The organism is Sanguibacter sp. Leaf3 (assembly GCF_001425965.1).
Classification (GTDB): domain Bacteria; phylum Actinomycetota; class Actinomycetes; order Actinomycetales; family Cellulomonadaceae; genus Sanguibacter; species Sanguibacter inulinus.
In genome coordinates this window covers 159,161-181,302 of sequence record NZ_LMRH01000004.1, presented here as the reverse complement: position 1 = coordinate 181,302, position 22,142 = coordinate 159,161, and the positions used below count along the sequence as shown (strand labels likewise).

Below are 22,142 nucleotides of genomic sequence, written 5' to 3'. Positions count from 1 at the left end.
GGTGAGATGGTCTGGCTCGAGCTGCGCTGCGGGACGCGTGCAGCGACTCACAATCGTCACACGCCTGTCACGAGGGCCGGGCCGCGGAACGCACGACGTCAGCGGCAACGTCGCCGGCGTGGTCCGCCGAGGCGTTCTGGCGGACCCACTCTCCCAGACGCGCGCGCGCAGCCGGCGCGGGTGGTTGGGCGACGAGCATCGCCGTCATGGCCTCGGCGACCTCCTCGACGTCGTAGCCGGTGACCGTACCGAGCTCGTTCTCGGTGATGACAGGCCCGGCCGGTCCAGGCCCCGCGTAGAGCACCGGGGTGCCGCACGCCACGGCCGCGAAGACCTTCGTCGGGAAGGCGAAGTCGTAGCCCTGCCCGGGCCGCAGGCTGACGAGGGCTCCGCGCGCACCACGCAACCACGCGGCGGCACCGGCCGGCGGTGCCGCTTCGACGAAGGTCACCGCGGCGGTGCTCTCCCCCAGCCCGAGGCCGTCGGCGGTCTCGCGCATGGCGGGCCACGCGCTGCCCTGGCCGAGGAAGACGACTCGCGCGTCCGGGACGCTCTCGCGGACCCGGACGAGGGCGTCGATGAAGATCTCTGCTCCCTGCCACTCCGAGGCCGTCCCTGCGTACAGCAGGTACGGGGCGCCGTCGGCCTGCGGCTCGACGGGTCCGTCCGGGGTGAACACCGCGGTGTCGATCCCGTTGCGGACCACCGAGATCCGCGCGTCCTCGACGCCCAGCGCCCGCACCCGGTCAGCCACCCCGTCGGAGACGGCGACGGTCGCGCGGGCACCGCGCAGCGCCCAGCCCTCGAGGGCGGTGAGAAGCCGCACCACAGCACGGGGCGCACCGGTGCTCGCGGCGGCATCGGACCAGACGTCCGCCGCGTAGTAGACGTACGGGACGCGGCGGACCGCGCAGACGGCGCGCACGACGACACCGGTCGTGGGCGGCGGCTCGCTCACGACCACGTCGGGCCGGCGGGCGACGAGCAGGCGGAGAGCGAGCGGAGCGTCGAAGCTCAGGTACTGCAGGTATCCGCGCACCACGCCGGAGGCGTCACGCAGCACCGGCCAGCGGGAGACGGTGACCCCGTCGGGCACGACGGCACCGGGGCCCCCGACGGCCGCCCTCGAGACGCCCGCTGTCGGCCGGACGGTCAGCACGGAGACCGTCGCGGAGACTCGGCGGAGCGCAGCCGTGAGGGCCCACAGACGGAACGACGCCGCCGCCGGCTCGGGAGCGAAGATCCGGCTCGCGACGACGACGTGCGGGCGCCGCTGGCCGGACTGCCCTCTACCCAAGGTCGATGCTCTGCCCGGTACGGGCCGACTCGACCATCGCCTCGGCGACACGCAGGGTCTGGAGGCCTTCTTCGAGCGTGACGACGTCCTGTCGGATGCCCAGGACGGCATCCCGGAACGCCTCGTGCTCCACACGCAGCGGCTCGCGCTTGTGCAGCGCAAAACGCACCACGTCCCCCTCGGAGACGCCGCGGAAGGCCGCGATCGAGTCCCAGGCCGTCGCGATGGTGCCGTTGGCGTAGAAGGTCAGGTCGGCGCTGCCGGTGTCCACGACGAAGGCGCCGCGCTCGCCGGTGACCACGGTGACCCGTTCCTTCATCGGGGAGAGCCAGTTGACCGTGTGGTTGACGATCACGCCGTTGGCGAGGCGCCCTGTCGCGAGGACCATGTCCTCGAACTCGCGTCCGCTGCGGTGAGCGGTCTGCGCCGAGATCGACGCGTAGGAGCTCTGGGCGACCCACGCCGTGAGGTCGATGTCGTGCGTCGCGAGGTCCTTGACGACACCCACGTCCGCGATGCGGGCGGGGAACGGTCCCTGACGGCGGGTGACGATCTGGTAGATCGCCCCGAGCTCGCCCGCAGCGAGCCGCTTGCGGAGCTCCTGGAGCGCGGGGTTGAAGCGTTCGATGTGCCCGACGGCACCGACCAGCCCTGCCTGCGCGAAGGCGTCGACGATCCGCTGCCCGGCCTCGCCCGTGCTGGCGATCGGCTTCTCGATGAGCGCGTGCACACCAGCCTCTGCGAGCGCGAGCGCGATGGCCTCGTGGTAGACGGTCGGGACAGCGACGACAGCCGTGTCGATCCCGGCGGCGATGAGTGCCTGCACGTCCGCGAGGACCTCGAGGTCGCCAGACACGGAGTGCGGGTCCCCCGCGGGGTCCGCTACGGCGACGAGGTCGACCCCGTCGATCTCCCGCAGGACTCGGGCGTGGTGACGCCCCATCGCCCCGAGGCCGATGAGCCCGGCCCGCAGCGTGCGCTGTGCGCTCATCAGGAGCCCGCCTTCACGGTCGCGGTGACTGCGGCGACGATGCGCTCGAGGTCTCCGTCGGTCAGCGAGGGGTGCACAGGCAGCGAGATGACCTGCTGGGCGGCCTCTTCGGTCTGCGGCAGGTCGAGCCCCGGTGCGAAGCGGGCGAGCGACGGGAGGCGGTGGTTGGGGATCGGGTAGTACACACCCGAGCCGACCTGGTGCTCCTCGCGCAGCGCGGTGACGATGCGGTCGCGGTCCTCTGCGACGCGGATCGTGTACTGGTGGTAGACGTGCACGGCGCCCTCGCGGACCGTCGGCACCGTGACCCCCTCGAGCCCGGCCAGGCCGGCGTCGAGGTGCGCGGCGTTGGCCTGGCGCTGAGCAGTCCAGCCCTCGACCTTGGTGAGCTGGACGCGACCGATGGCGGCGTGCAGGTCGGTCATGCGGGCGTTGAACCCGACGACCTCGTTCGCGTACTGCGTCTCCATGCCCTGGTTGCGCAGCAGGCGGATGTTCCGCGCGATCTCGTCTGTCGCGCACGAGACCATGCCGCCCTCGCCCGAGGTCATGTTCTTGGTCGGGTACAGGCTGAACATCGCGAAGTCGCCGAAGGCGCCTACAGGAGTCCCGTGCAGCTGTGCACCGTGCGCCTGGGCCGCGTCCTCGTACAGCGCGATGCCGTGCTCGTCCGCGATCACGCGCAGCTCGTCCATCGCAGCCGGGTGCCCGTAGAGGTGCACAGGCATGATCGCCTTGGTGCGCTCCGTGATCGACGCGCGCACCGAGGCGGGGTCGAGGCAGAAGGAGACCGGGTCGATGTCCGCGAACACCGGGGTCGCTCCGGTCAGCGCGACAGAGTTGCCTGTCGCGGCGAAGGTGAAGGACGGGACGATGACCTCGTCGCCAGGCCCTACACCCGCCGCCAGAAGGCCCAGGTGGAGACCCGATGTCCCCGAGTTGACCGCCACGCACTGGCGTCCGCCCACGAGCCTGTCGGCGAACTCGACCTCGAAGGCCTTGACCTCGGGGCCCTGGGCGACCATGCCCGAGAGCAGCACACGGTCGACCGCGGCCCGCTCGTCGTCCCCGATGATCGGCTTTGCTGCTGGGATGAACTGAAGGCTCATCGTGTCACGACCTCTCTCAACGTCTTGTCCTCGTCAGCCTGGTAGACACGCCCGGTGACCGGGCAGGACCATCGTCCGCTGCCCTCGTCCACCAGGGGGTGACCTGCGTGCCCGACCCAGCCGCGCTGCTTGGCGGGGACGCCCGCCACGATCGCGAAGTCGGGGACGTCGCGTGTCACCACGGCACCGGCGGCCACCGTAGCCCACGCCCCGATGCGCAGCGGGGCGACACAGACGGCACGCGCCCCGATGGACGCACCTGTCCCGACGTCGACCCCGACGGCGTGCCAGTCGGAGGTGTCCTTGATCGAGCCGTCAGGGTTGACCGCTCGCGGGTACTGATCGTTCGTCAAGACCGCTGCGGGGCCGACGAACACTCCGTCGGCGAGCGACGCGGGCTCGTACACCAGCGCGTAGTTCTGGATCTTGCAGTCGGAGCCCACCTGGACGCCGCTGCCGATGTAGGCCCCGCGGCCGACGACGCAGCGTTCTCCGAGGACGACTCCGTCTCGTACCTGAGCGAGGTGCCAGACCTGCGAACCGTCACCGATCACCGCCGTCTCGTCGACGTCTGCGGTCTCGAGGATCTTGGTCGCCATACATCGTTCCCGTCTGCTCAGGAGTGGAGCGCGACGCTGGTTGACGCGCCTCGTGAGCCTATCGGAGATCGGATGGGAGAATGGCGGCATGCAGGCATCTCACTCGGACCAGGTCGCGCCCGGACCGACCCGCTACGCGGACGACTGGCTCGTCATTCCCCTCTACAACGAGGCGACAGTCGTCGGCGACGTCATCAGCGCCGCTCTCCCCACCTTCCCGAACATCGTCTGCGTCGACGACGGGAGCTCGGACGGGTCTGGCGACGCCGCGCGCGCCGCCGGGGCGACGGTCCTCACCCACGCCGTGAACCTCGGCCAGGGCGCAGCGCTGCAGACAGGTATCTCCTTCGTCTGCGAGCAGCCCGGTGCCCGGGCCCTGGTCACCTTCGACGCCGACGGTCAGCACCAGGTGCAGGACGCCGCCGCCATGGTCGACCTCATCGACTCGGGCGAGACCTCGATCGTCTTCGGGTCCAGGTTCCTCGACGGGCGGACCAAACCAGGGTTCGTCAAGCGCACGATCCTCACCTTCGCGGTGTGGTTCACCAAGCAGAGCACCGGCATGCGCCTCACCGACGCGCACAACGGGCTGCGCGCCATGAGCGTCCAGGCCGCCCGCCGCGTGAACCTCCAGCAGGACCGGATGGCCCATGCGAGCGAGATCGTGCTCCAGCTCGGGCGCACGGGTCTCCCCTGGCGCGAGCACCCTGTGCACGTGCTCTACACCGACTACTCCCGCGGCAAGGGACAGTCGGTGTGGAACTCGGTCAACATCCTCGTGGACCTCCTCTTCAAGTAGGTGTGCGCGCAGCGGGCCCCTCCCCCACGTGCGCCGCACACCACTCCCCCCGACCGAAGGAACCTCATGGGCGGACAATCCGCGCTCATCCAGCTGATCCTCCTCGCAGCCGTCGCCGTCGTCGCGGTGCTGCTCACGCGGTCGACCGCCGACGCCCGGCACCAGGCGATCCGCCGACTCTCGCTCATGGGGTTCGTCGTCGCCGCAGTCTTCTCGATCATCTTCCCGGAATGGCTCTCACGTGCCGCCAACGCCGTCGGTGTCGGCCGCGGGACCGACCTCCTGCTCTACGGCCTGGTCATCGCGTTCCTCAGCTACATCTCGACGAGCCACCGGCGGATGAACCTCATGTCGCGCCGCATCACGCTGCTCACGCGTGAGCTGACGCTCGCGGAGGCCCGAGGCGAGCGCGGACCAGGGGCCGCGTCGCTCGCTCCGACAGACCGCGAAGATCTCGAGGACCGAGGTGGACCGACGACCTGAGGCGGCACCCGCGAGCCTGTGGCGAGTCGCCGTCGAGGCGGATCAGCGGAACTCGCCGTCGCCGGACTACCGGCATACCGACGTCGTCCGGCAGCCGCCCGCTCGGTATCCGCAGACACCAGTTCCGCAGGGCTCGCCCGGCTCCATCGTGACGTCGTGGGGCACGCCGGTCTGCACAATCCCTTCACCCAGCGGGTGCTCAGGCTTCTCCACGCCCCCTGAACCGCACCCTAGGATGACTGATCGTGACCTCCTCTGACGCCCCTACGCGGGCTGCCCGCCGCGCAGCCCGCAGCTCCACGTCGTCCCGGCCACCCGTGCACGCCCGCTCCCGGAGTCGGCACAGGGTCGGGCGGGCCGTGGCGCTGACGCTCGTCGGAGTCTTCGCCTTCGCCGGCACCGCCGCCGGCGCGCTCTACTACACCCTCGAGCACAACATCACCGAGGTCGACATCGAAGCCCTCACCGTCGAGGCACTGCGCCCGGAGGCCCCCGAGCCTGACCCTGAAGACCCGAACGGTGGGAGGGCGCTCAACATCCTGCTCATCGGCTCCGACTCTCGCGACGGTGAGAACGGTGCCATCGGCGGCGACGCTCCCGGCATGCGGTCTGACACGACGATGGTCATGCACGTCTCGGCCGACCGCACACGGGTCGAGGTCGTCTCGATCCCGCGAGACAGCATCGTCGACCTTCCCTCGTGCCTGACGACGAACGGCGAGGTCCCCGCACGCGCTGCGAGCCCGACGACGATGTTCAACTCCGCATTCGCCTATGGCTGGGACCGCGGCCAGGACATCGAGTCGGCCGTGAGCTGCACCCGGACCGCGGTCGAGTCGCTGACCGACGTCCGGATGGACGGGTTCATCGTCGTGGACTTCACAGGGTTCGAGCACATGGTCGACGCGATCGGAGGCGTACCGATCACGCTCGACGCCCCGATCAACGCGCCGCAGGCGGACCTCGATCTTCCTGCGGGCGAGCAGACGCTCAACGGGCAGCAGGCGCTCGGTCTCGCGAGGGCTCGCAAGGGTGAGGGCCTCAACGGGTCAGACCTGCAGCGCATCGACCGCCAGCAGGACCTGCTCGACGCGATGGCCTCCGCGATCCTGTCCAAGAACCTGCTGACGGACACCCCCGCGCTCATCCAGTTCCTCAGCTCCGCCACGTCGTCGCTCACCGTGAGCCCGAACTTCTCCTCGATCCCCGAGCTCACGGGTCTCGCCCTGTCGCTCAAGAACGTCTCGACCGACAGCATCGTCTTCGAGACCATCCCGGTCGCGGACTACCCAGCAGACCGCAACCGCGTGATGTGGACGAGCGCCGCCGACGAGGTGTGGGAGAACATGAAGAACGACATCCCGATCCCCGTGTCCGAGTCGCCGTCGGGGACAGGCATCAGCAGCCCTGCTCCCGCCGACACGGCTGTGGAGGCACCCGCCACAGCCGACGTCGTGGTTCCATGAGCACGACGCCCTTCACCCGGTACCCGGCACGGACCACAGCAACGACGGCCCGCCGGCCACTCTGACCTGGAACCGCATGTCACCCGACCCCACGCCCAGGCGCACACCGCCGCCGAGCTTCACGCCGCAGTCCGGACGCCCCACGCGCCCGTCGGTCCGTGACGCCGCGATCGAGGTCCCGGACTCCGGCGAGCAGCCGCTCTCGGCAGCACCTGCGTCACCCAGGGCACCGCTGAGCACCAACGCTCCACGCGCCGGAGCCTCAGGCCGTGTGCCCGCGCGGGTGCCGCGCCCGCCAGAGCCGTCCTCCCCGTCGCGCCCTGCGACCATCCCGCCGGCGCGCCCCACGAGCCGGCCCGCCCGTGACGCCGACGGCGCAGGGGTGGCCGCCGCGAGCCGGACCCCCACGAACGGGACGGGCACGCCGGTCTCCTACGCCCCGGCGTCCCGCACGGCGCGTCCGGGGGCGACAGGTGCCGCACGCACCAGCTCTCCCCAGCCCCCTGCGGCGGCCCGGAAGGTCTCGTCCTCGGCTCAGGCAGGGTCCCGGCCTGTGTCGTCACGCCCGAGCACAGCTCGCCCGACGACCGCACCCGCTCGGCACCCGGCCCCCGGCGGCCGGCCTCCCGGCAACCGTCCCCCGGGTACCACCCCTCCGGGCGCGGCTCCTCTCGGCGCCGCGAAGCGCGGCGGCACCCGACCGCGCTGGCGGCGGATCGTCCCCCTCGCCCTCGCGCTCCTCCTGATCCTGGTGATCGCCTGGCCTGTCGGCCTGATGATCTGGGCCAACGGCAAGATCAGCCACGTCGAGGCGCTCTCGGGCGCGGCGAACACCCCGGGCACCACGTACCTGCTCGCAGGGTCAGACTCGCGGGCCGATGGTGGCGTGTACGACGACGGCACCGAGGGCGCCCGCACCGACACGATCATGATCCTGCACGTCCCGGACTCCGGCCCGTCGGCGCTCATCAGCCTGCCGCGCGACTCCTACGCCGAGATCCCCGGTTTCTCAGCCAGCAAGCTCAACTCGGCGTACTCGTGGGGCGGGGCCCCCCTGCTCGTCCAGACCGTCGAGGGCATGACGGGGCTGACCATCGACCACTACGTCGAGGTCGGGCTCGCCGGCATCGAGCAGATCGTCGACGCCGTCGGTGGCGTCGAGCTCTGCCTGGACTACGACGTGGACGACCCCAAGAGCGAGCTCGTCTGGGCCGCCGGGTGCCACGTCGCCGACGGCAAGACCGCGATCGCCTTCTCGCGGATGCGCTACTCCGACCCGCAGGGCGACATCGGACGCGCCGAGCGCCAGCGCCAGCTCATCTCCGCGGTCAGCACGAAGCTGCAGGACAAGTCGATCGTCGTGAAGCCGACCATGCAGACCGCGCTGATCGACGCCGGACTCGGGGCTGTCACCGTCGACGGCGGGACGGGGATCATCGACATCGGCAAGCTGGCGCTCGCCTTCCGGAGTGCGAACGGGGCCGACGGCATCACCGGGACCCCGCCGATCTCGACGATCGACTACCGTCCCGGCAACGTGGGTTCGACGGTGCTGCTCGACCCAGACCTCAGCCCGCAGTTCTGGAAGGACATCCAGGACGGGACGCTGCCCCCAGGTCCCGTCGGCGGCATGCCGCAGTCCTGAGCACCGACACGTCGCACGACGCGTCAGCGGGCCCGGTCCGGGTAGATCTCGGACCAGGCCCGCTCGCAGAGCCTGAGGATCGGTGGAGCAGCGTCAGACGCTGAAGCCGGTCCGCCTGTCGCGCCCCGCGCGCAGGCGCGCGCCCTTCTCCTTGGCCTGCTCGCTCAGCGCGGCCTGGAAGGCGACCATCCGCTCGCGCAGCGCGAGCGACTCGTCGTCGGTCGCGCTCGCGAGGATGCGGGCGGCCAGCAGACCGGCGTTGCGCGCCCCGCCGATCGACACAGTCGCGACGGGGACCCCGGCGGGCATCTGCACGATCGACAGCAGCGAGTCCATGCCGTCGAGGTACGCGAGCGGGACGGGCACGCCGATCACCGGCAGGGGCGTCACGGCGGCCAGCATGCCGGGCAGGTGGGCAGCTCCCCCGGCGCCGGCGATGATGGCGCGCAGACCGCGTCCGGCGGCCTCGCGGCCGTAGTCGATCATCTCGGTCGGCATGCGGTGGGCGGACACGACGTCGACCTCGACCTCGACGCCGAGCTCGGCGAGCGCGTCGGCTGCGGCCTGCATGACAGGCCAGTCGGAGTCGGAGCCCATGACGATGCCGACGACGGGGTTGCTCATGCGATTCTCCTCAGGGACGGTACTGGGCTTGTCGTGCAGTGCAGTCTCGTGCCGTGCTGGTGCTGGTCGACCGATGGCTGTCCGGTCTGAGCCGGTCCCACGGGCTCCGCCACGAGTCTGTGCCGTGGCTGTCCCGCTGGGGCGGCTCTCGACGTCAGCCGGGCAGCGTCTGACCGCGCAGCATCGCCGCCGCGGCGACGGCGCGCCGACGGACCTCGTCGAGGTCCGCGCCGCTGACGTTCACGTGGCCGAGCTTGCGACCGGGCCGGACCTGCTTGCCGTAGAGGTTCACCCGCGCGTCGGGGAAGGCAGCCAGCACGGCGGGCAGGGCATCGGTGACGTCGTCGAGCGCGCTGCCGAGCACGTTCGCCATGACGGTCCACGGGGCAGTCGCGGCGGTCTCGCCGAGCGGGAGGTCGAGCACCGCACGCAGGTGCTGCTCGAACTGGCTGGTGACCGAGCCGTCGATCGTCCAGTGCCCGGAGTTGTGCGGGCGCATGGCGAGCTCGTTGACGACGAGCGCCGGCTCGGCGTCGCGGCCCGTGCGGACCTCGAACATCTCGACGGCCAGGACGCCGGTGACGTCGAGCCCCTCGGCGATGCTCAGCGCGACGGCGCGGGCACGGTCTGCCTCTGCGGGCGTGAGGCCCGGGGCCGGTGCGACCACCTCGGAGCAGACTCCGTCCCGCTGGACGGACTCGACGACGGGCCAGGTGCGCGCCTCGCCGCTCGGACGTCGGGCGACCAGGACCGCGAGCTCGCGGGTGAAGGGCACCTTCTCCTCGACGAGCAGCGTCGGTCCGCCGTCGGCGACAGCCGCGAACCAGTCGGCGACGGCGTCGGCCGAGGCCACGACCCGCACCCCCTTGCCGTCGTACCCGCCGCGGGAGGTCTTGACGACGACCTCGCCGCCGCCCCCTTCAGAGATGAAGGCGTCGAGTGCCGTGCGGGCGGCGCTCTCCTCGCGCGGGAGCTCGAGCCAGCGTGGGCACGGCGCACCGAGCTCGGCGATCCGCCGTCGCATGACGATCTTGTCCTGGGCCTGGACGAGGGCGTCTGGGCCGGGGTGCACAGGGGTGCCCGCGGCGACGATCTCGCGCAGCAGCTCGTTCGGCACGTGCTCGTGCTCGAAGGTCAGGACGTCGGCACCGATCACCAGCGCGCGCAGCGCGGACTCGTCGGAGGCGAGACCCACCGGGGCGTCGACCACCACCTGGGCCGCGCTCGACGCAGGGTCCTCGACGAGCACCCGCAGGTGCACCCCGAGCTCTGCCGCCGCAGGGGCCATCATCCGGGCAAGCTGCCCGCCACCAACTACTGAGATCACCGGAGCTGCCACGAGAGACCACCCTAGTCGACACCGGCACCCGAGTCCTCGGCCGTCGCACAGGTGGACGGCAGGCTTCCGGGATACTCTTCCACGATGACCTCGCACGTCCGTCAGGCCACGTCGCCGGCGGGATCCCCGGACCCGGACGGACCAGCCGCCGCGCCCGAGGGCCGCGCGCCCTCGGCTCCCCCCGCGGGGCGCACCGAGCCGTCCGCCCCCCAGACAGCGTCAGCCCAGGTCCCCGCCGTCGAGCCTCGCAGGTCACGGCGCAGCGCGCTCGTCGCGCGGGCCGCAGAGCTGCTGCGCTTCGGGACCGTCGGCGGGGTCGCCTTCGTCGTCGACACGGGACTGTTCAACCTCTTGCGCTTCGGCCCGGGCGACCTGCTCGCCGACAAGCCGCTGACCGCGAAGGTGCTCTCGGTCGCTGTCGCCACGATCGTCGCGTGGCTCGGCAACAGGTACTGGACCTTCTCAGACCGCAAGACCCAGACGCAGCTCCGCGAGTTCATCGGCTTCGTGGTCGTCAACATCGGTGGCATGGGGATCGCCCTGGGCTGCCTGTGGTTCTCCCACTACGTGCTCGACCTGCGCTCCCCGCTCGCGGACAACATCTCCGCCAACGGCGTCGGGCTGGTCCTCGGCATGGTGTTCCGCTACCTGGCGTACAGGACCTTCGTCTTCACGGCGAAGCCCGCGGGGGCTACCAAGACCGCCGGCGCTTAGAGCTGCTCGAGATCGCGACACCCCGCGGGATGACGACGTCGGGGTTCATGGTCCGCGGGACCCCGGCGAGGAACACCGAGAAGATCGGCGGCTGACGCTGCGTGAGCTCGAGGCGTCCGCCGTCGGCCGCCGCGAGGTCGCGGGCGAGCGCCAGACCGAGCCCGGTTCCCTTGCCTGACGTGACCTCGCGCTCGAAGATCCGTGGTGCGAGGTCGTCGGGCACACCGGGGCCCTCGTCGGTCACCGTGATGACCATCGCCTTGCTCGGGCCCGACTGCTTGGCGCGGACCGTCGTGGTCCCGCCACCGTGCTTGAGCGAGTTCTCGATGAGGGTGGCGAGCACCTGGGCGAGAGCCCCGGGGGTCGCGAGGACGTGGATCTCGTCCGACACGTCGATGACGAGCCTGCGGCCCTGCGCCTCGAAGGTCGGACCCCACTCCTCCTCCTGCTGCTGGAGGACCTCGACGAGGTGCACGGCCTCGGTCGTCCCGCCCGAGGTGCGCGAGCGGGAGAGCAGGTCGTCGACGACCCGGACGAGGCGCTCGACCTGCTCGAGGGAGATCCGTGCTTCTTCCTGCACCTCGGGGTTCTCGGGGGCCGCCATGGCGATCTCCTCGAGGCGCATCGACAGCGCTGTGAGGGGCGTCCGGAGCTGGTGGGAGGCGTCCGAGGCGAACTGCCGCTCGGCGGCGAGCCGACCGGCCATGCGGTCGGAGCTGCGGCCGAGCTCGGCGGCGACGAGGTCGATCTCCTCGACCCCCGAGGGCTCGATCCGCGGGCGGACCTGACCAGAGCCGAGCTGCTCGGCGGAGGCCGCGAGGTACACGAGGGGCGCGGAGAGCCGGTTCGCCTGCCAGACGGCCATGACGATCCCGGCACCGAAGGCCACGACCGCCGCGGCGACCACGAGGACCACCACCTGCGCGCTGCGCAGGTAGAGCGCCCAGGTCGACACCTCGATCTGCACGATCCAGTTGGACTGCGTGCGGATCGGCCGCGACTCGGTGCGACCCTCGATGGGTTCGCCCGCGGTGATCTTGTCGCCCACGCCGAACACCTGCACGTAGCCCGTGAGGTTGCCGTCGTCCCCGCCGACGTAGCGCTCGAGGAGGTCGGGGGTGATCTGCTCGTCGCGCGCCAGACGGTTCTCGATCGAGCGTCCGAGCTCGGAGGTGCGGGCCTGGAGCGAGCGGATCTCGTTGTCGCGCACGAGGGTCGCGCCGATGAGCGCGAGCGGGAGCCCGAGCAGGATGACGGCGACAGCCACGGCAGACACCGTGGCCATCAGTACTCGACGTCGCATGTCAGTCCTCGCTCATGGGGTCCGTCGGCGCACCGGGGTGGCCGGGCGCTGACGGACCCGCGTCAACCAGCGGGAGGGCTCAGCCCTCGCCGTTCTCGAACCTGAAGCCGAGGCCGCGCACCGTGGTGATGTAGCGCGGCGAGTTGGCGTCGTCACCGAGCTTGCGGCGCAGCCAGGACACGTGCATGTCGAGGGTCTTGGTCGAGCCGATCGGCTCGGAGCCCCAGACCTCGCGCATGAGCGCGTCGCGGACGACGACGGTGCCGGCACCCTGGACGAGCACGCGGAGCAGCTCGAACTCCTTGGTGGTCAGGTGGAGCTCGCGCTCGCCCTGGAAAGCACGGTGCGCGGCGACGTCGACCTTGACGTCCTGCGCGTGGAGCTCTTCGGCCTCGGTCGGGTCGCCGTGGGTGCGACGCAGCAGCGCGCGGACGCGGGCGAGCAGCTCGGCGAGCCTGAAGGGCTTGGTGACGTAGTCGTCGGCACCGGCGTCGAGACCGACCACGAGGTCGACCTCGTCGGCACGGGCGGTGAGGACGAGCACGGGGGTGGTCAGGCCGAGACCGCGGATCGCACGGGCGACCTCGAGTCCGTCCATGTCCGGGAGCCCGAGGTCGAGCACGACCAGGTCGGCGACAGACGCGTTGTCGATCGCGCCTTGACCTGTTCCTTGCACGACCACGTTGTATCCCTCACGTGAGAGGGCGCGCGCCAAAGGTTCGGCAATGGCCGGGTCGTCCTCAGCCAGAAGTACGTGGGTCATTCGCCCATGCTAGGTCATGAAAGCCCCCTGCGGGTGATGAAGTTCGCGCGTCCCCCGGGCGAGTGCATCACACATCGCGTCGGCCGTCGCGGCTCCGGCACCAGGGGCCGCCGGGTCAGAGCGCCGCAGGTCAGGCGTGCCGCCGCGAGACCGGCCGTGCCCCGCGGACGCCGTCAGCCCGCAGGGGCGCTGACGACGCCGGGGCTCCGCCCTGGGGCTGACGCCGCTCCCCCCGAGGCGTCTCTAGGCTGTCCCCCATGAACTGGTACGACAAGGCAGGCCGCTGGGCCGAAGAGCACCGCGCGCAGGTCGACGTCGTCGGGACCCTGCTCACGCTGCTCGTCGTCGTGCCGCTGTCGACGGCCATGTCCTCCGGGTACATCGACTACGGGCTCGGCACCGTGGGGACCGCGCCCGTCCTCGCGCTCTTCGCGCTGCTGACCGTCGGGCCGCTGGCTGTGCGCCGTACCCGGCCGGTGCTCTCCGTGACCCTCGTCTACGCCGCCACCCTCGTCCAGATGCTGCTCGGCATGCCTCTCGTGCTGCCGGCCAACTTCTTCGTCCTCGTGGCCCTGTTCTCCGTCACCGTCTACGGCCCGCGCTGGGCGCACCTCGTCGCGATCGCGACAGGTCTCCTCGGCTCGGCGCTGCTGGGGGCCATGCTCGGCCTGCAGAGCGGCGCCGGGAACACGATCTTCGGCATGATCCTGTCGGTCGTCTTCGTCGGGCTGCTCTTCGTCGCGACCTGGGCCTTCGGGCTCGTGCGCCGCGCCCGGAGGGAGACCCTCATCGCGCTGCGTGACAGGACCCGCAGCCTCGAGGTCGAGCGCGACCAGCAGGCCCGCATCGCGACAGCCGCCGAGCGCTCGCGCATCGCCCGCGAGATGCACGACATCGTCGCCCACTCCCTCTCGGTGATGATCGCCCAGGCCGACGGCGGGCGCTACGCCGCCAAGGCCGACCCCGAGGCCGCGGCCCGCACCCTCGGGACCATCTCCGAGACCGGTCGCGCAGCCCTCGCCGACATGCGCAGGCTCCTCGGCGTGCTCCGCGACGAGCCCGACGACGAGCGGGGCAACGGCGGGGCCGCCGAGCGCACACCACAACCTGCTGCAGGAGACGTCACAGCCCTCGTCGAGCAGGTGCGCGCCTCGGGGATGCGGGTCTCGCTCGTCCGCATGGGCGTCGCCAGGACGCTGCCCCCGGGCACAGGCCTGACGCTGTACAGGATCTGCCAGGAAGCGCTGACGAACATCCTCAAGCACGCAGGCCCGGACCCCTCGGTGACCGTCGTGGTCACGTGGGAGCGCCGCAGCGTCAAGGTCGAGATCGACGACGACGGGCGCGGCGCCTCGGCCGACAGCGACGGCGCCGGTCAGGGTCTGCTCGGCATGCGCGAGCGCGCCGCGATGTTCGGCGGGACCGTGACCTCGGGACCACGCCCAGGCGGCGGCTTCCGTGTGATGCTTGACCTTCCGCTGCCCGAGCCACGTACCGAGGAGCTCTCCGCACCATGACGACCGCCCTGCCCGACGCCTCACCGCACATCCGCGTCGCGATCGTCGACGACCAGCAGCTCCTCCGGGCCGGCTTCCGCATGGTGATCGACTCTCAGCCCGACCTCGAGGTCGTGGTCGAGGCCGGTGACGGCGCCCAGGCGGTCCGCCTGCTGACCGACCACCCCGTCGACGTGGTGCTCATGGACATCCGGATGCCGACCATGGACGGGCTCGTCGCGACGGCCCAGCTGACAGCGCTGTGGGCCGCGCACCCCGACACGGCTCCGCGCATCATCGTGCTGACGACCTTCGACCTCGACGAGTACGCCCTCGAGGCGATCCGCTCGGGGGCGAGCGGGTTCTTGCTCAAGGACGCCCCGCCCGAGGAGATGCTCGCGGCCATCCGCACCGTCCACTCGGGCGACGCCGTCATCGCCCCCTCGACGACGCGCCGGCTGCTCGACAGGCTCGTGACGACCCTCCCGGCAGAGCAGCTCGCGGACTCGGGCAAGGCCTCGGCCGTCGACAGCCTCACCGACCGCGAGCGCGAGGTGCTCGTGCTCATGGCGCGGGGCCGAGCGAACCAGGAGATCGCCTCGGACCTGTTCGTCGCCGAGGCGACGGTCAAGACCCACGTCGGCAGGATCTTGGCCAAGCTGGGCGCCCGCGACAGGGTGCAGGCCGTCGTCACCGCCTACGAGACCGGTCTGGTCCGCCCCGGCGAGTAGCCCGGTCCGTCCGCGGACGGCTCGGACGTCGTCACAGGTCAGCCCGGGGGATGACAGCGGGCAGGGCAAGACCAGCCCTCGGCCCGACGCAGCGCGCGAGGCCCCAGAACTAGCGTGGTGATCACGTCGGGGGCGGGTTCCCCAGCTCGTGTGCTCCTCGGAGCGCGTCCGCCCCCGACGTCCATCGTTCCCCCCGCCACCAGGAGACATCTCGTGGACTCGTCCGCAGCACCCCACCCCCGCCCGACGTCCGGCGCGCCCGTACAGCCTGCGGTCCGCGCCAGGTCCCTCACCAAGCTCTACGGCAAGGGTGCCGGGACCGTGCACGCGCTCGACGGGGTCGACGTGGACTTCGCGGCCGGCCAGTTCACCGCGATCATGGGCCCGTCGGGCTCCGGCAAGTCCACGCTCATGCACCTGCTCGCGGGGCTCGACTCGGCGTCGTCGGGGCAGGCCTTCATCGGTGACACCGAGGTCACGAGCCTCGACGACAACCACCTGACTTCGCTGCGCCGCGACAGGGTCGGCTTCGTCTTCCAGTCCTTCAACCTGCTGCCGATGTTCACGGCCGAGCAGAACATCCTGCTGCCGCTGACCCTCGCAGGGTCGCCCGGGGCCGCCGAGGTGAAGGAGTGGCTGAGCACGCTCGCCGTCACCCTGGGCATCCAGGACAGGCTCTCGCACCGTCCCTCGGAGCTGTCGGGCGGGCAGCAGCAGCGCGTGGCGATCGCCCGGGCGCTCATCGCCCGTCCCGAGGTCGTCTTCGCCGACGAGCCCACCGGGAACCTCGACTCGCGCTCGGGCGCCGAGGTGCTGAGCTTCTTGCGACGCTCTGTGCGTGAGCTGGGCCGCACGATCATCATGGTCACCCACGACCCGGCGGCCGCCGCCTACGCCGACCGCGTGGTGCTCATCGCCGACGGCGCGATCGCCGGGGACATCGCCAACCCGACCCCGGAGTCTGTCCTCGCAGGGCTCGACGCGCTGCGCACCTTCGAGACGACCGCTGACACCGGCTCGACCCGGCAGGTGGCCTCCTGATGTTCGCCCTCACCTTCGCCCAGATGCGACGCAGCATCGGGCGGCTCGCTGCCGCCGGTGTCGCGATCGCGATCGGCACAGCCTTCGTGGCCGCCACCCTCCTCGCCTCCGACGTGCTCAAGCGCGCCAGCTACGACTCGGTCGCCGCCCAGTACGGGCAGGCCGAGCTCGTGGTCCGCGCGGCGAGCGGGGCAGGCGGCTACGGCGACGCGACGTCGTTCGCGGCCGACGAGGCCCAGCTCGACCAGATGCGCCAGATCGACGGCGTCGAGGCTGCAGACCCGGTCGAGTCGACCTACCTCCAGCTCCAGAACGGCGCCCGGAGCCTCTACCAGGCCACCATCGCCGTGCCCTCGTCGCCGAAGCTCCAGCCCCTCACTCTCGTGTCCGGCACCTTCCCGGCGTCGAGCGACGAGATCGCGCTCCCCGCGGACGCCGCCGAGCTCCTCGGCGTGGCTCCCGGCGACACGCTCACGGACCTCTCGTGGGGGCCCTCGGCCGTCGAGAGCACGTCAGCCGTCGACGGCGAGAGCACGACCGCGTCCGACGAGCCTGTCGAGACGACGCTCACCGTCAGCGGGATCGTCGACGACCCCTTCAAGGCCTACGCGATGCAGGGCGGGGCTGCTGTGGTGACCGCGGACACCTTCACGGACCGTCGTTGGCCCGACTCCGACCCCATGCACGTCGACATCGCCGTGCTGCTCGAGGCAGGCGCCGACGAGTCGGCGGTGAGCAGCGCGATCCAGTCCGTCGTCGCCGACCAGGGCATGACGGTGGAGACCAAGGACGCTGCCGCCGAGAGCTCGATCAACGCCGTCACCGGGGACCAGCAGGTCTTCACCCTGACGATCCTCTCCTTCGCGGCGATCGCGCTGCTCGTCGCGGCCCTCGTCATCTCGAACACCTTCCAGGTGATCGTCGCCCAGCGGACCCGCACGCTCGCGCTGCTGCGCTGCGTCGGCGCCAAGAAGTCCCAGCTGCGTCAGTCCGTCGTCCTCGAGGCCGCGACCCTCGGTCTGGTCTCGTCGGCGATCGGGCTGGCCGTCGGGTCTGCCTTCGTGCAGATCGCGGTCATGGTGCTCGGTCGGGTCGACCTCGACATCCCGGTCCCCAGCCGTATCTCCTTCTCAGTCGCCGCTGTGGTCTGGCCGCTCGTGGTCGGCACCCTGGTGACTGTCCTCGCCAGCCTCGTCCCCGCGCGGGCCGCGACCCGTGTCGCACCCCTCGAGGCGCTGCGCCCCTCCGAGGCACCGAGCGCGACAGCCGGCGGCGGACGGGTCCGTCTCGTCTTCACCCTGCTCCTCGTGCTCGGCGGCGCGCTCCTCATGGTCGGCGGCATAGCCGCCAGCCAGAACGGGCAGGTCGAGGTCGGACTGCTGGCCGGCGTCCTGGGCGGGGCGACCTCCTTCGTGGGGGTCCTGCTCGGTGCCGTGTTCTGGGTGCCGAAGATCGTCGGCGCGGTCGGTCGGATGCTCTCGTCCGCAGGGCCGAGCACGCAGCTCGCCGCCGCCAACATCACCCGGAACCCGCGGCGCACCGCGGCGACGAGCAGCGCGCTGCTCATCGGCGTGACGCTGGTCGCGATGATGTCTGTCGGTGCCTCTACGGCGCGGGCCTCACTCAGCTCGACCCTCGACGGGTCCTACAACGTGGACGTGCAGGTGCAGGGCCCGTCCTGGTCCGCGGGTTCGGACGTCGAGCCCCTGCCCGCATCGCTGATGTCCGAGGTCGCCGGTCTCGACGGCGTCTCAGAGGTGGCCCCCGTGAGCGAGGTCCTCGTGAGGACCGAGGGCGGCAACGTGACAGCCGACGAGGACACCGTGCAGATCGTCGACCCGGACTCCGCTCGCGCCGCCCTGCGCGACCCGTCGGTGCTCGACGGGCTCGACGCCACGCACGCCGTGGTCTCTCAGGACTACCGCGACTACTTCCTCGGTGGTTCGTCGACCATCACGATCGAGGGTGACGCCGGCGAGGTGACCCTCGAGACGGTCGTCCGGGACATCGTGGGGATGAACGTGATCGTCGACCCGAGCGTCGGGGAGCAGATCGTCTCCTCGACCGCGCCGACCTCTCTGTGGGTCAAGGTCACCGACCTCGACGACGCCGGGAGCACCGTGAACGAGATCCGTGACGCGGTGTCAGGGACCTCCCTCAACGTGACGGGCGCCGCCGTCGAGCGGGCCACGATGCAGCAGGCCATCGACACGATCCTCGCGGTCGTCGTCGGGCTCCTGGGGATCGCCGTCATCATCGCGCTCATCGGCGTGGCGAACACGCTCTCCCTGTCGGTCCTCGAGCGACGTCGAGAATCGGCGACGCTCCGGGCGATCGGACTGAGCAAGCGCCAGCTGCGCTCCACGCTCGCACAGGAGGGCATGCTCATCGCCGGGGTCGGCGCGGTCCTCGGGGTCGCCCTCGGGCTGCTCTACGGGTGGGTCGGGTCGTTGGTCGTCCTCGGCGGGTTCGCCGACGTGGCGCTCACCGTGCCGTTCGCGACGCTGGGGCTCGTCGTCCTGGTCGCTGTCGCCGCCGGCCTGCTCGCGTCGATCGTCCCCGGGCGCTCGGCCGCGAAGACCTCGCCCGTCGAGGCGCTGGCCGTCGACTGACGTCCGCAGCACCGCAGAGGGCGGGCAGGCACCAGGTCTGGCCGCCCTCTGCGTCAGGATGGCTGCCGCAGGCGCTCGTCAGGTGCCGGTGGGGGCAGGCGCGAACCGCGCCGGCTCAGTCCTGGTCGAGGTCGTAGGTGCGACGACCGGTGAAGCTGGAGACCGGACCGGAGAGCAGCCCGACCAGACCGAGGACCGCGACGACGACCAACGCCAGACCGAGGCCCGTCGTGCCGCCCTGGAGGAAGCTCACACCGACCAGACCCGTCAGCACCTGCACGGTGATGACGGGGCCTCGCACCCAGGACCGTCCCACGGACACCCCGTAGGCGGCTGCGAGCATCAGCCAGGCCCCTGCCGCGCACGACAGGGTGAGGGCGATCGCGACCGAGACGACCCTGTCCCGCCCGGGGAGGAGGTCGAGGGCGCCGATCACCGCGAAGACGACGAGCGCCAGACCTTCGAGGGCGAGCAGGACCGACGTGGCCCAGACCGCGGGGTGGCGACGCACCTCGAACCAGCGGCCGAGGGCGCCCCGACCCTCGGGCGTGGGCTCAGACGGCTGGGAGAAACCTGAGGAAGTCATAAGTGCTCCAGACGATAGCGGATAGATCACAGTGCTCTCGACCCTGTCCTTGGTCCTGGATCCGACGTCACAGCGCGCAGAGCGTGCCGATCCTCGCGAATCGGCCCAAGATCACCCTTGACCAGCGCCGTCGAGCATGCTTATAACCCACCTGACGAGTGCGACTGACCAAAAATGTGATCAAGACCTCAGTCGTCACGCAATAGAAACCTCCTGGTAACCCTTGTGCCGGGGATGGTTGAGGTGTGAACTGGTTACCAGCAGTCACAAGCCCCCCTCTCCCTTTGCCGCGCCCTCCCCTGGGCCGGCTCGCCCCTGCCTAGGAGTTCTCATGGATTGGCGTCACCGCGCATCCTGTCTCGACGAAGACCCTGAGCTGTTCTTCCCCATCGGCAACACAGGTCCCGCGATCCTCCAGATAGACGAGGCGAAGGCCGTCTGCCGTCGCTGCCCCGTCGTCGACACCTGCCTCAAGTGGGCCATCGAGTCCGGCCAGGACGCCGGCGTCTGGGGAGGCCTGTCCGAGGACGAGCGCCGCGCCCTCAAGCGCCGCACGGCCCGCGCCCGCCGCGCCAGCTGACGTCACGCTGAGCCGCACCGCAGACTGAGCACCACCCGCTGAACCACGAGGCCCGGATCCCGCCCAGGGACCCGGGCCTCGCTGCATCCCCACCGGCGCACGCCTCCCCCTCCCCCCCGTCGAGGTCGCTCGCGCTACCGAGGTCGTACGGTCACCGCCGAGGTCGCACAGATTCCACCGAGGTCGCACGGACACGCCGGATCACGCCGTCCCGGACTCGATTCTGGCGTGTCTGTACGACCTCACCGCGGAGCAGGCGACCTCGCGGGTGCGAGGGTAGGGCCGGGTGGTCAGAGCAGCGTGATCAGACGGGCCCAGTCAGGCGCGTCCGGCGAGGCCTGCGGTCCGGTCCGGTCAGGTGGTGCGGTCCGTCGGTCCGTCCCGGCCCGTTGTCAGGCCGTCGGGTCATGGGTCGTGACGCCGCGGAGGACGACGGCGACGGCGACGATCGTCCCGCCACCCTCGCGGGGCTCCCACTCGATCGTGCCCTGGAGCTCGTTGGTGACGAGGGTCTTGACGATCTGGGTCCCGAGGCCGCCCGACGGCCCCTTGCCCTCACCCATGCCGACGCCGTCGTCCTCGACAGTGACCGACAGGTGCGCCCCGTCCCGCTCCGCCCTGACCTCGACGGTGCCTCCACCGGCTGCCGACAGCCCGTGCTCGACGGCGTTGGTCACCAGCTCGGTGAGGATCAGCGCGAGGGCCGTGGCGTCCTGCGCGGGCACCATGCCGAAGGTCCCCGTCTGCACCGTGCGCACGCTCACGTCGGCCGAGGCGACGTCGGCCGTGAGGCGCAGCGCACGCCCCATCATGTCGTCGAACTCGACCTCTTCGTCGAGGGTCTGCGAGAGCGAGTCGTGCACGAGGGCGATGGTCGCCACGCGGCGCATGGCCTCTTCGAGAGCCTCTTTGGCCTCGGGCACGGTCATGCGACGCGCCTGGAGACGCAGCAGCGCGGCGACGGTCTGCAGGTTGTTCTTCACGCGGTGGTGGATCTCGCGGATCGTCGCGTCCTTGGTGATGAGCTCGCGCTCACGCCTGCGGAGCTCGGACACGTCGCGGCACATGAGGACAGCGCCGATGCGCTGGCCGTTCTCCGTCAGCGGGACCGAGCGCACCGAGAGGCACACACCGTGCGAGTCGACCTCGGTGCGCCACGGAGCCCGCCCCATGAGCACGAGCGGCATGGACTCGTCGACGGGTACCTGGTGCTCGACGAGCTCGGTCGTCACCTCGATGAGCGACTCGCCCACGAGGGCACCGATCACCCCGAGCCTGTGGAAGCAGCTGAGCGCGTTGGGGCTCGCGTAGAGCACCTCGCCCTCGGAGTTGAGGCGGATGAGCCCGTCACCCACGCGTGGTGCACCCCGCCGCGGGCCCGTGGCGCCGTCGGGCGAGGGGAACTCGCCGGTGGTCACCATGTTCATGAGGTCGTCTGCGGCCTCGACGTAGTTGAGCTCGAGACGGCTGGGGGTGCGCCCGCTGCCGAGGTTGGTCTGCCGGGCGACGACGGCGATCGGTCGGCCCTCGTGCAGGACCGGGACGACCTCCTCGCGGACCGCGTAGGTGCCGAACCATCGGGGCTCGCGCGAGCGCTGCGTGCGCTCCTCCGTGAGGGCACGCTCCAGCTGGGGCAGCAGCCCGCCGGGGGCGAAGGACCCGACGATGTCGTCGTGGTGGACCGTCGCACCTGTGCTCGGTCGGCACTGGGACACGGCCACGAAACCGCCGTCGGTCGTCGGCAGCCACAGCACGAGGTCGGCGAAGGCCAGGTCGGAGATGAGCTGCCAGTCACCCACCAGCAGGTGGAGCCACTCGGCGTCCGCAGGGTCGAGCGCGCTGTACTTGGACACGAGGTTGCTCATGGTCGACACAGAGGAAGCCTACGCGGGCGAGCGCCCCGCGCGTCGTCCGGACGTGCTCGCCCGCGCACCTCGTCCCCACATCGGCAGACGTACACCCGG

The 22,142-nt window shown here is 71.2% G+C and carries 20 protein-coding genes; 10 read left to right on the top strand and 10 right to left on the bottom strand.

What is annotated here, in order from left to right; genetic code table 11:
* Positions 1-67 precede the first annotated feature (67 nt).
* Genes ASG53_RS18305 through ASG53_RS18290 form a run of 4 tightly spaced genes read right to left on the bottom strand, consistent with a single transcriptional unit; the run spans position 68 to position 3,996 of the window.
* Complete coding sequence (locus tag ASG53_RS18305) at positions 68-1,297, bottom strand: glycosyltransferase family 4 protein (protein ID WP_235533997.1); 1,230 nt, start codon at positions 1,295-1,297, stop codon at positions 68-70.
* A complete protein-coding gene (locus tag ASG53_RS18300; RefSeq protein ID WP_056136748.1) occupies positions 1,290-2,288 on the bottom strand; it encodes a Gfo/Idh/MocA family protein in 999 nt (332 codons plus the stop codon). Before ASG53_RS18300 ends, ASG53_RS18305 begins: the two co-directional genes overlap by 8 nt.
* Complete coding sequence (locus ASG53_RS18295) at positions 2,288-3,397, bottom strand: DegT/DnrJ/EryC1/StrS family aminotransferase (RefSeq protein ID WP_056136746.1); 1,110 nt, start codon at positions 3,395-3,397, stop codon at positions 2,288-2,290. The genes ASG53_RS18300 and ASG53_RS18295 overlap by 1 nt, the downstream gene beginning before the upstream one ends.
* Positions 3,394-3,996, bottom strand: a complete 603-nt coding sequence (locus ASG53_RS18290; RefSeq protein ID WP_056136744.1) for an acyltransferase — start codon at positions 3,994-3,996, stop codon at positions 3,394-3,396. Before ASG53_RS18290 ends, ASG53_RS18295 begins: the two co-directional genes overlap by 4 nt.
* 88 nt (positions 3,997-4,084) lie before the next feature.
* On the opposite strand from ASG53_RS18290, the gene ASG53_RS18285 reads away from it, so the two are divergent.
* The 4 genes from ASG53_RS18285 (at position 4,085) to ASG53_RS19680 (ending at position 8,389) form a co-directional block, all read left to right on the top strand.
* Positions 4,085-4,795, top strand: a complete 711-nt coding sequence (locus ASG53_RS18285; protein WP_056136741.1) for a glycosyltransferase family 2 protein — start codon at positions 4,085-4,087, stop codon at positions 4,793-4,795.
* A gap of 66 nt (positions 4,796-4,861) precedes the next feature.
* Complete coding sequence (locus ASG53_RS18280) at positions 4,862-5,278, top strand: DUF2304 domain-containing protein (protein ID WP_082544213.1); 417 nt, start codon at positions 4,862-4,864, stop codon at positions 5,276-5,278.
* Between the two features lie 245 nt (positions 5,279-5,523).
* The gene (locus ASG53_RS18275; RefSeq protein WP_235533996.1) at positions 5,524-6,744 is read left to right on the top strand and encodes an LCP family protein; all 1,221 of its coding nucleotides are present in this window, start codon (positions 5,524-5,526) and stop codon (positions 6,742-6,744) included.
* Between the two features lie 76 nt (positions 6,745-6,820).
* The gene (locus tag ASG53_RS19680) at positions 6,821-8,389 is read left to right on the top strand and encodes an LCP family protein (RefSeq protein ID WP_082544212.1); all 1,569 of its coding nucleotides are present in this window, start codon (positions 6,821-6,823) and stop codon (positions 8,387-8,389) included.
* A 93-nt stretch (positions 8,390-8,482) separates the two neighbouring features.
* Here ASG53_RS19680 and purE read toward each other — a convergent pair whose 3' ends face one another.
* Both purE and ASG53_RS18255 read right to left on the bottom strand, forming a co-directional pair.
* Entirely contained in the window at positions 8,483-9,013 is a 531-nt protein-coding gene (gene purE, locus ASG53_RS18260; RefSeq protein WP_056136735.1) for a 5-(carboxyamino)imidazole ribonucleotide mutase, read from the bottom strand.
* A gap of 154 nt (positions 9,014-9,167) precedes the next feature.
* A complete protein-coding gene (locus ASG53_RS18255) occupies positions 9,168-10,304 on the bottom strand; it encodes a 5-(carboxyamino)imidazole ribonucleotide synthase (protein WP_442983377.1) in 1,137 nt (378 codons plus the stop codon).
* 132 nt (positions 10,305-10,436) lie between these two features.
* Here ASG53_RS18255 and ASG53_RS18250 point away from each other — a divergent pair, with 132 nt between their 5' ends.
* Complete coding sequence (locus ASG53_RS18250) at positions 10,437-11,066, top strand: GtrA family protein (protein WP_082544211.1); 630 nt, start codon at positions 10,437-10,439, stop codon at positions 11,064-11,066.
* Here ASG53_RS18250 and ASG53_RS18245 read toward each other — a convergent pair.
* A complete protein-coding gene (locus ASG53_RS18245; RefSeq protein ID WP_056136731.1) occupies positions 11,044-12,369 on the bottom strand; it encodes an ATP-binding protein in 1,326 nt (441 codons plus the stop codon). The two genes, ASG53_RS18250 and ASG53_RS18245, sit on opposite strands and share 23 nt — an antisense overlap.
* Positions 12,370-12,448: 79 nt before the next feature.
* A complete protein-coding gene (locus tag ASG53_RS18240) occupies positions 12,449-13,132 on the bottom strand; it encodes a response regulator transcription factor (protein WP_012865871.1) in 684 nt (227 codons plus the stop codon).
* A 257-nt stretch (positions 13,133-13,389) separates the two neighbouring features.
* On the opposite strand from ASG53_RS18240, the gene ASG53_RS18235 reads away from it, so the two are divergent.
* The 4 genes from ASG53_RS18235 (at position 13,390) to ASG53_RS18220 (ending at position 19,012) form a co-directional block, all read left to right on the top strand.
* A complete protein-coding gene (locus ASG53_RS18235) occupies positions 13,390-14,649 on the top strand; it encodes a sensor histidine kinase (protein WP_056136729.1) in 1,260 nt (419 codons plus the stop codon).
* Positions 14,646-15,359, top strand: coding sequence for a response regulator (locus ASG53_RS18230; protein WP_056136728.1), 714 nt, complete (start codon positions 14,646-14,648; stop codon positions 15,357-15,359). Before ASG53_RS18235 ends, ASG53_RS18230 begins: the two co-directional genes overlap by 4 nt.
* A 213-nt stretch (positions 15,360-15,572) precedes the next feature.
* Positions 15,573-16,400: an ABC transporter ATP-binding protein gene (locus ASG53_RS18225; RefSeq protein ID WP_056136725.1), complete on the top strand. Its 828-nt coding sequence runs from the start codon at positions 15,573-15,575 to the stop codon at positions 16,398-16,400.
* The gene (locus ASG53_RS18220) at positions 16,400-19,012 is read left to right on the top strand and encodes an FtsX-like permease family protein (RefSeq protein WP_082544209.1); all 2,613 of its coding nucleotides are present in this window, start codon (positions 16,400-16,402) and stop codon (positions 19,010-19,012) included. The genes ASG53_RS18225 and ASG53_RS18220 overlap by 1 nt, the downstream gene beginning before the upstream one ends.
* 115 nt (positions 19,013-19,127) lie before the next feature.
* Here ASG53_RS18220 and ASG53_RS18215 read toward each other — a convergent pair whose 3' ends face one another.
* Positions 19,128-19,598, bottom strand: coding sequence for a hypothetical protein (locus tag ASG53_RS18215; RefSeq protein WP_056136722.1), 471 nt, complete (start codon positions 19,596-19,598; stop codon positions 19,128-19,130).
* 331 nt (positions 19,599-19,929) lie between these two features.
* Between ASG53_RS18215 and ASG53_RS18210 the strand changes: the two genes are divergently transcribed.
* A complete protein-coding gene (locus ASG53_RS18210; RefSeq protein ID WP_012865865.1) occupies positions 19,930-20,178 on the top strand; it encodes a WhiB family transcriptional regulator in 249 nt (82 codons plus the stop codon).
* Positions 20,179-20,570: 392 nt separating this feature from the next.
* Here the strand turns inward: ASG53_RS18210 and ASG53_RS18205 are convergent, their stop codons facing one another.
* Positions 20,571-22,043, bottom strand: coding sequence for a sensor histidine kinase (locus ASG53_RS18205; RefSeq protein WP_056137130.1), 1,473 nt, complete (start codon positions 22,041-22,043; stop codon positions 20,571-20,573).
* Between the last annotated feature and the right edge of the window lie 99 nt (positions 22,044-22,142).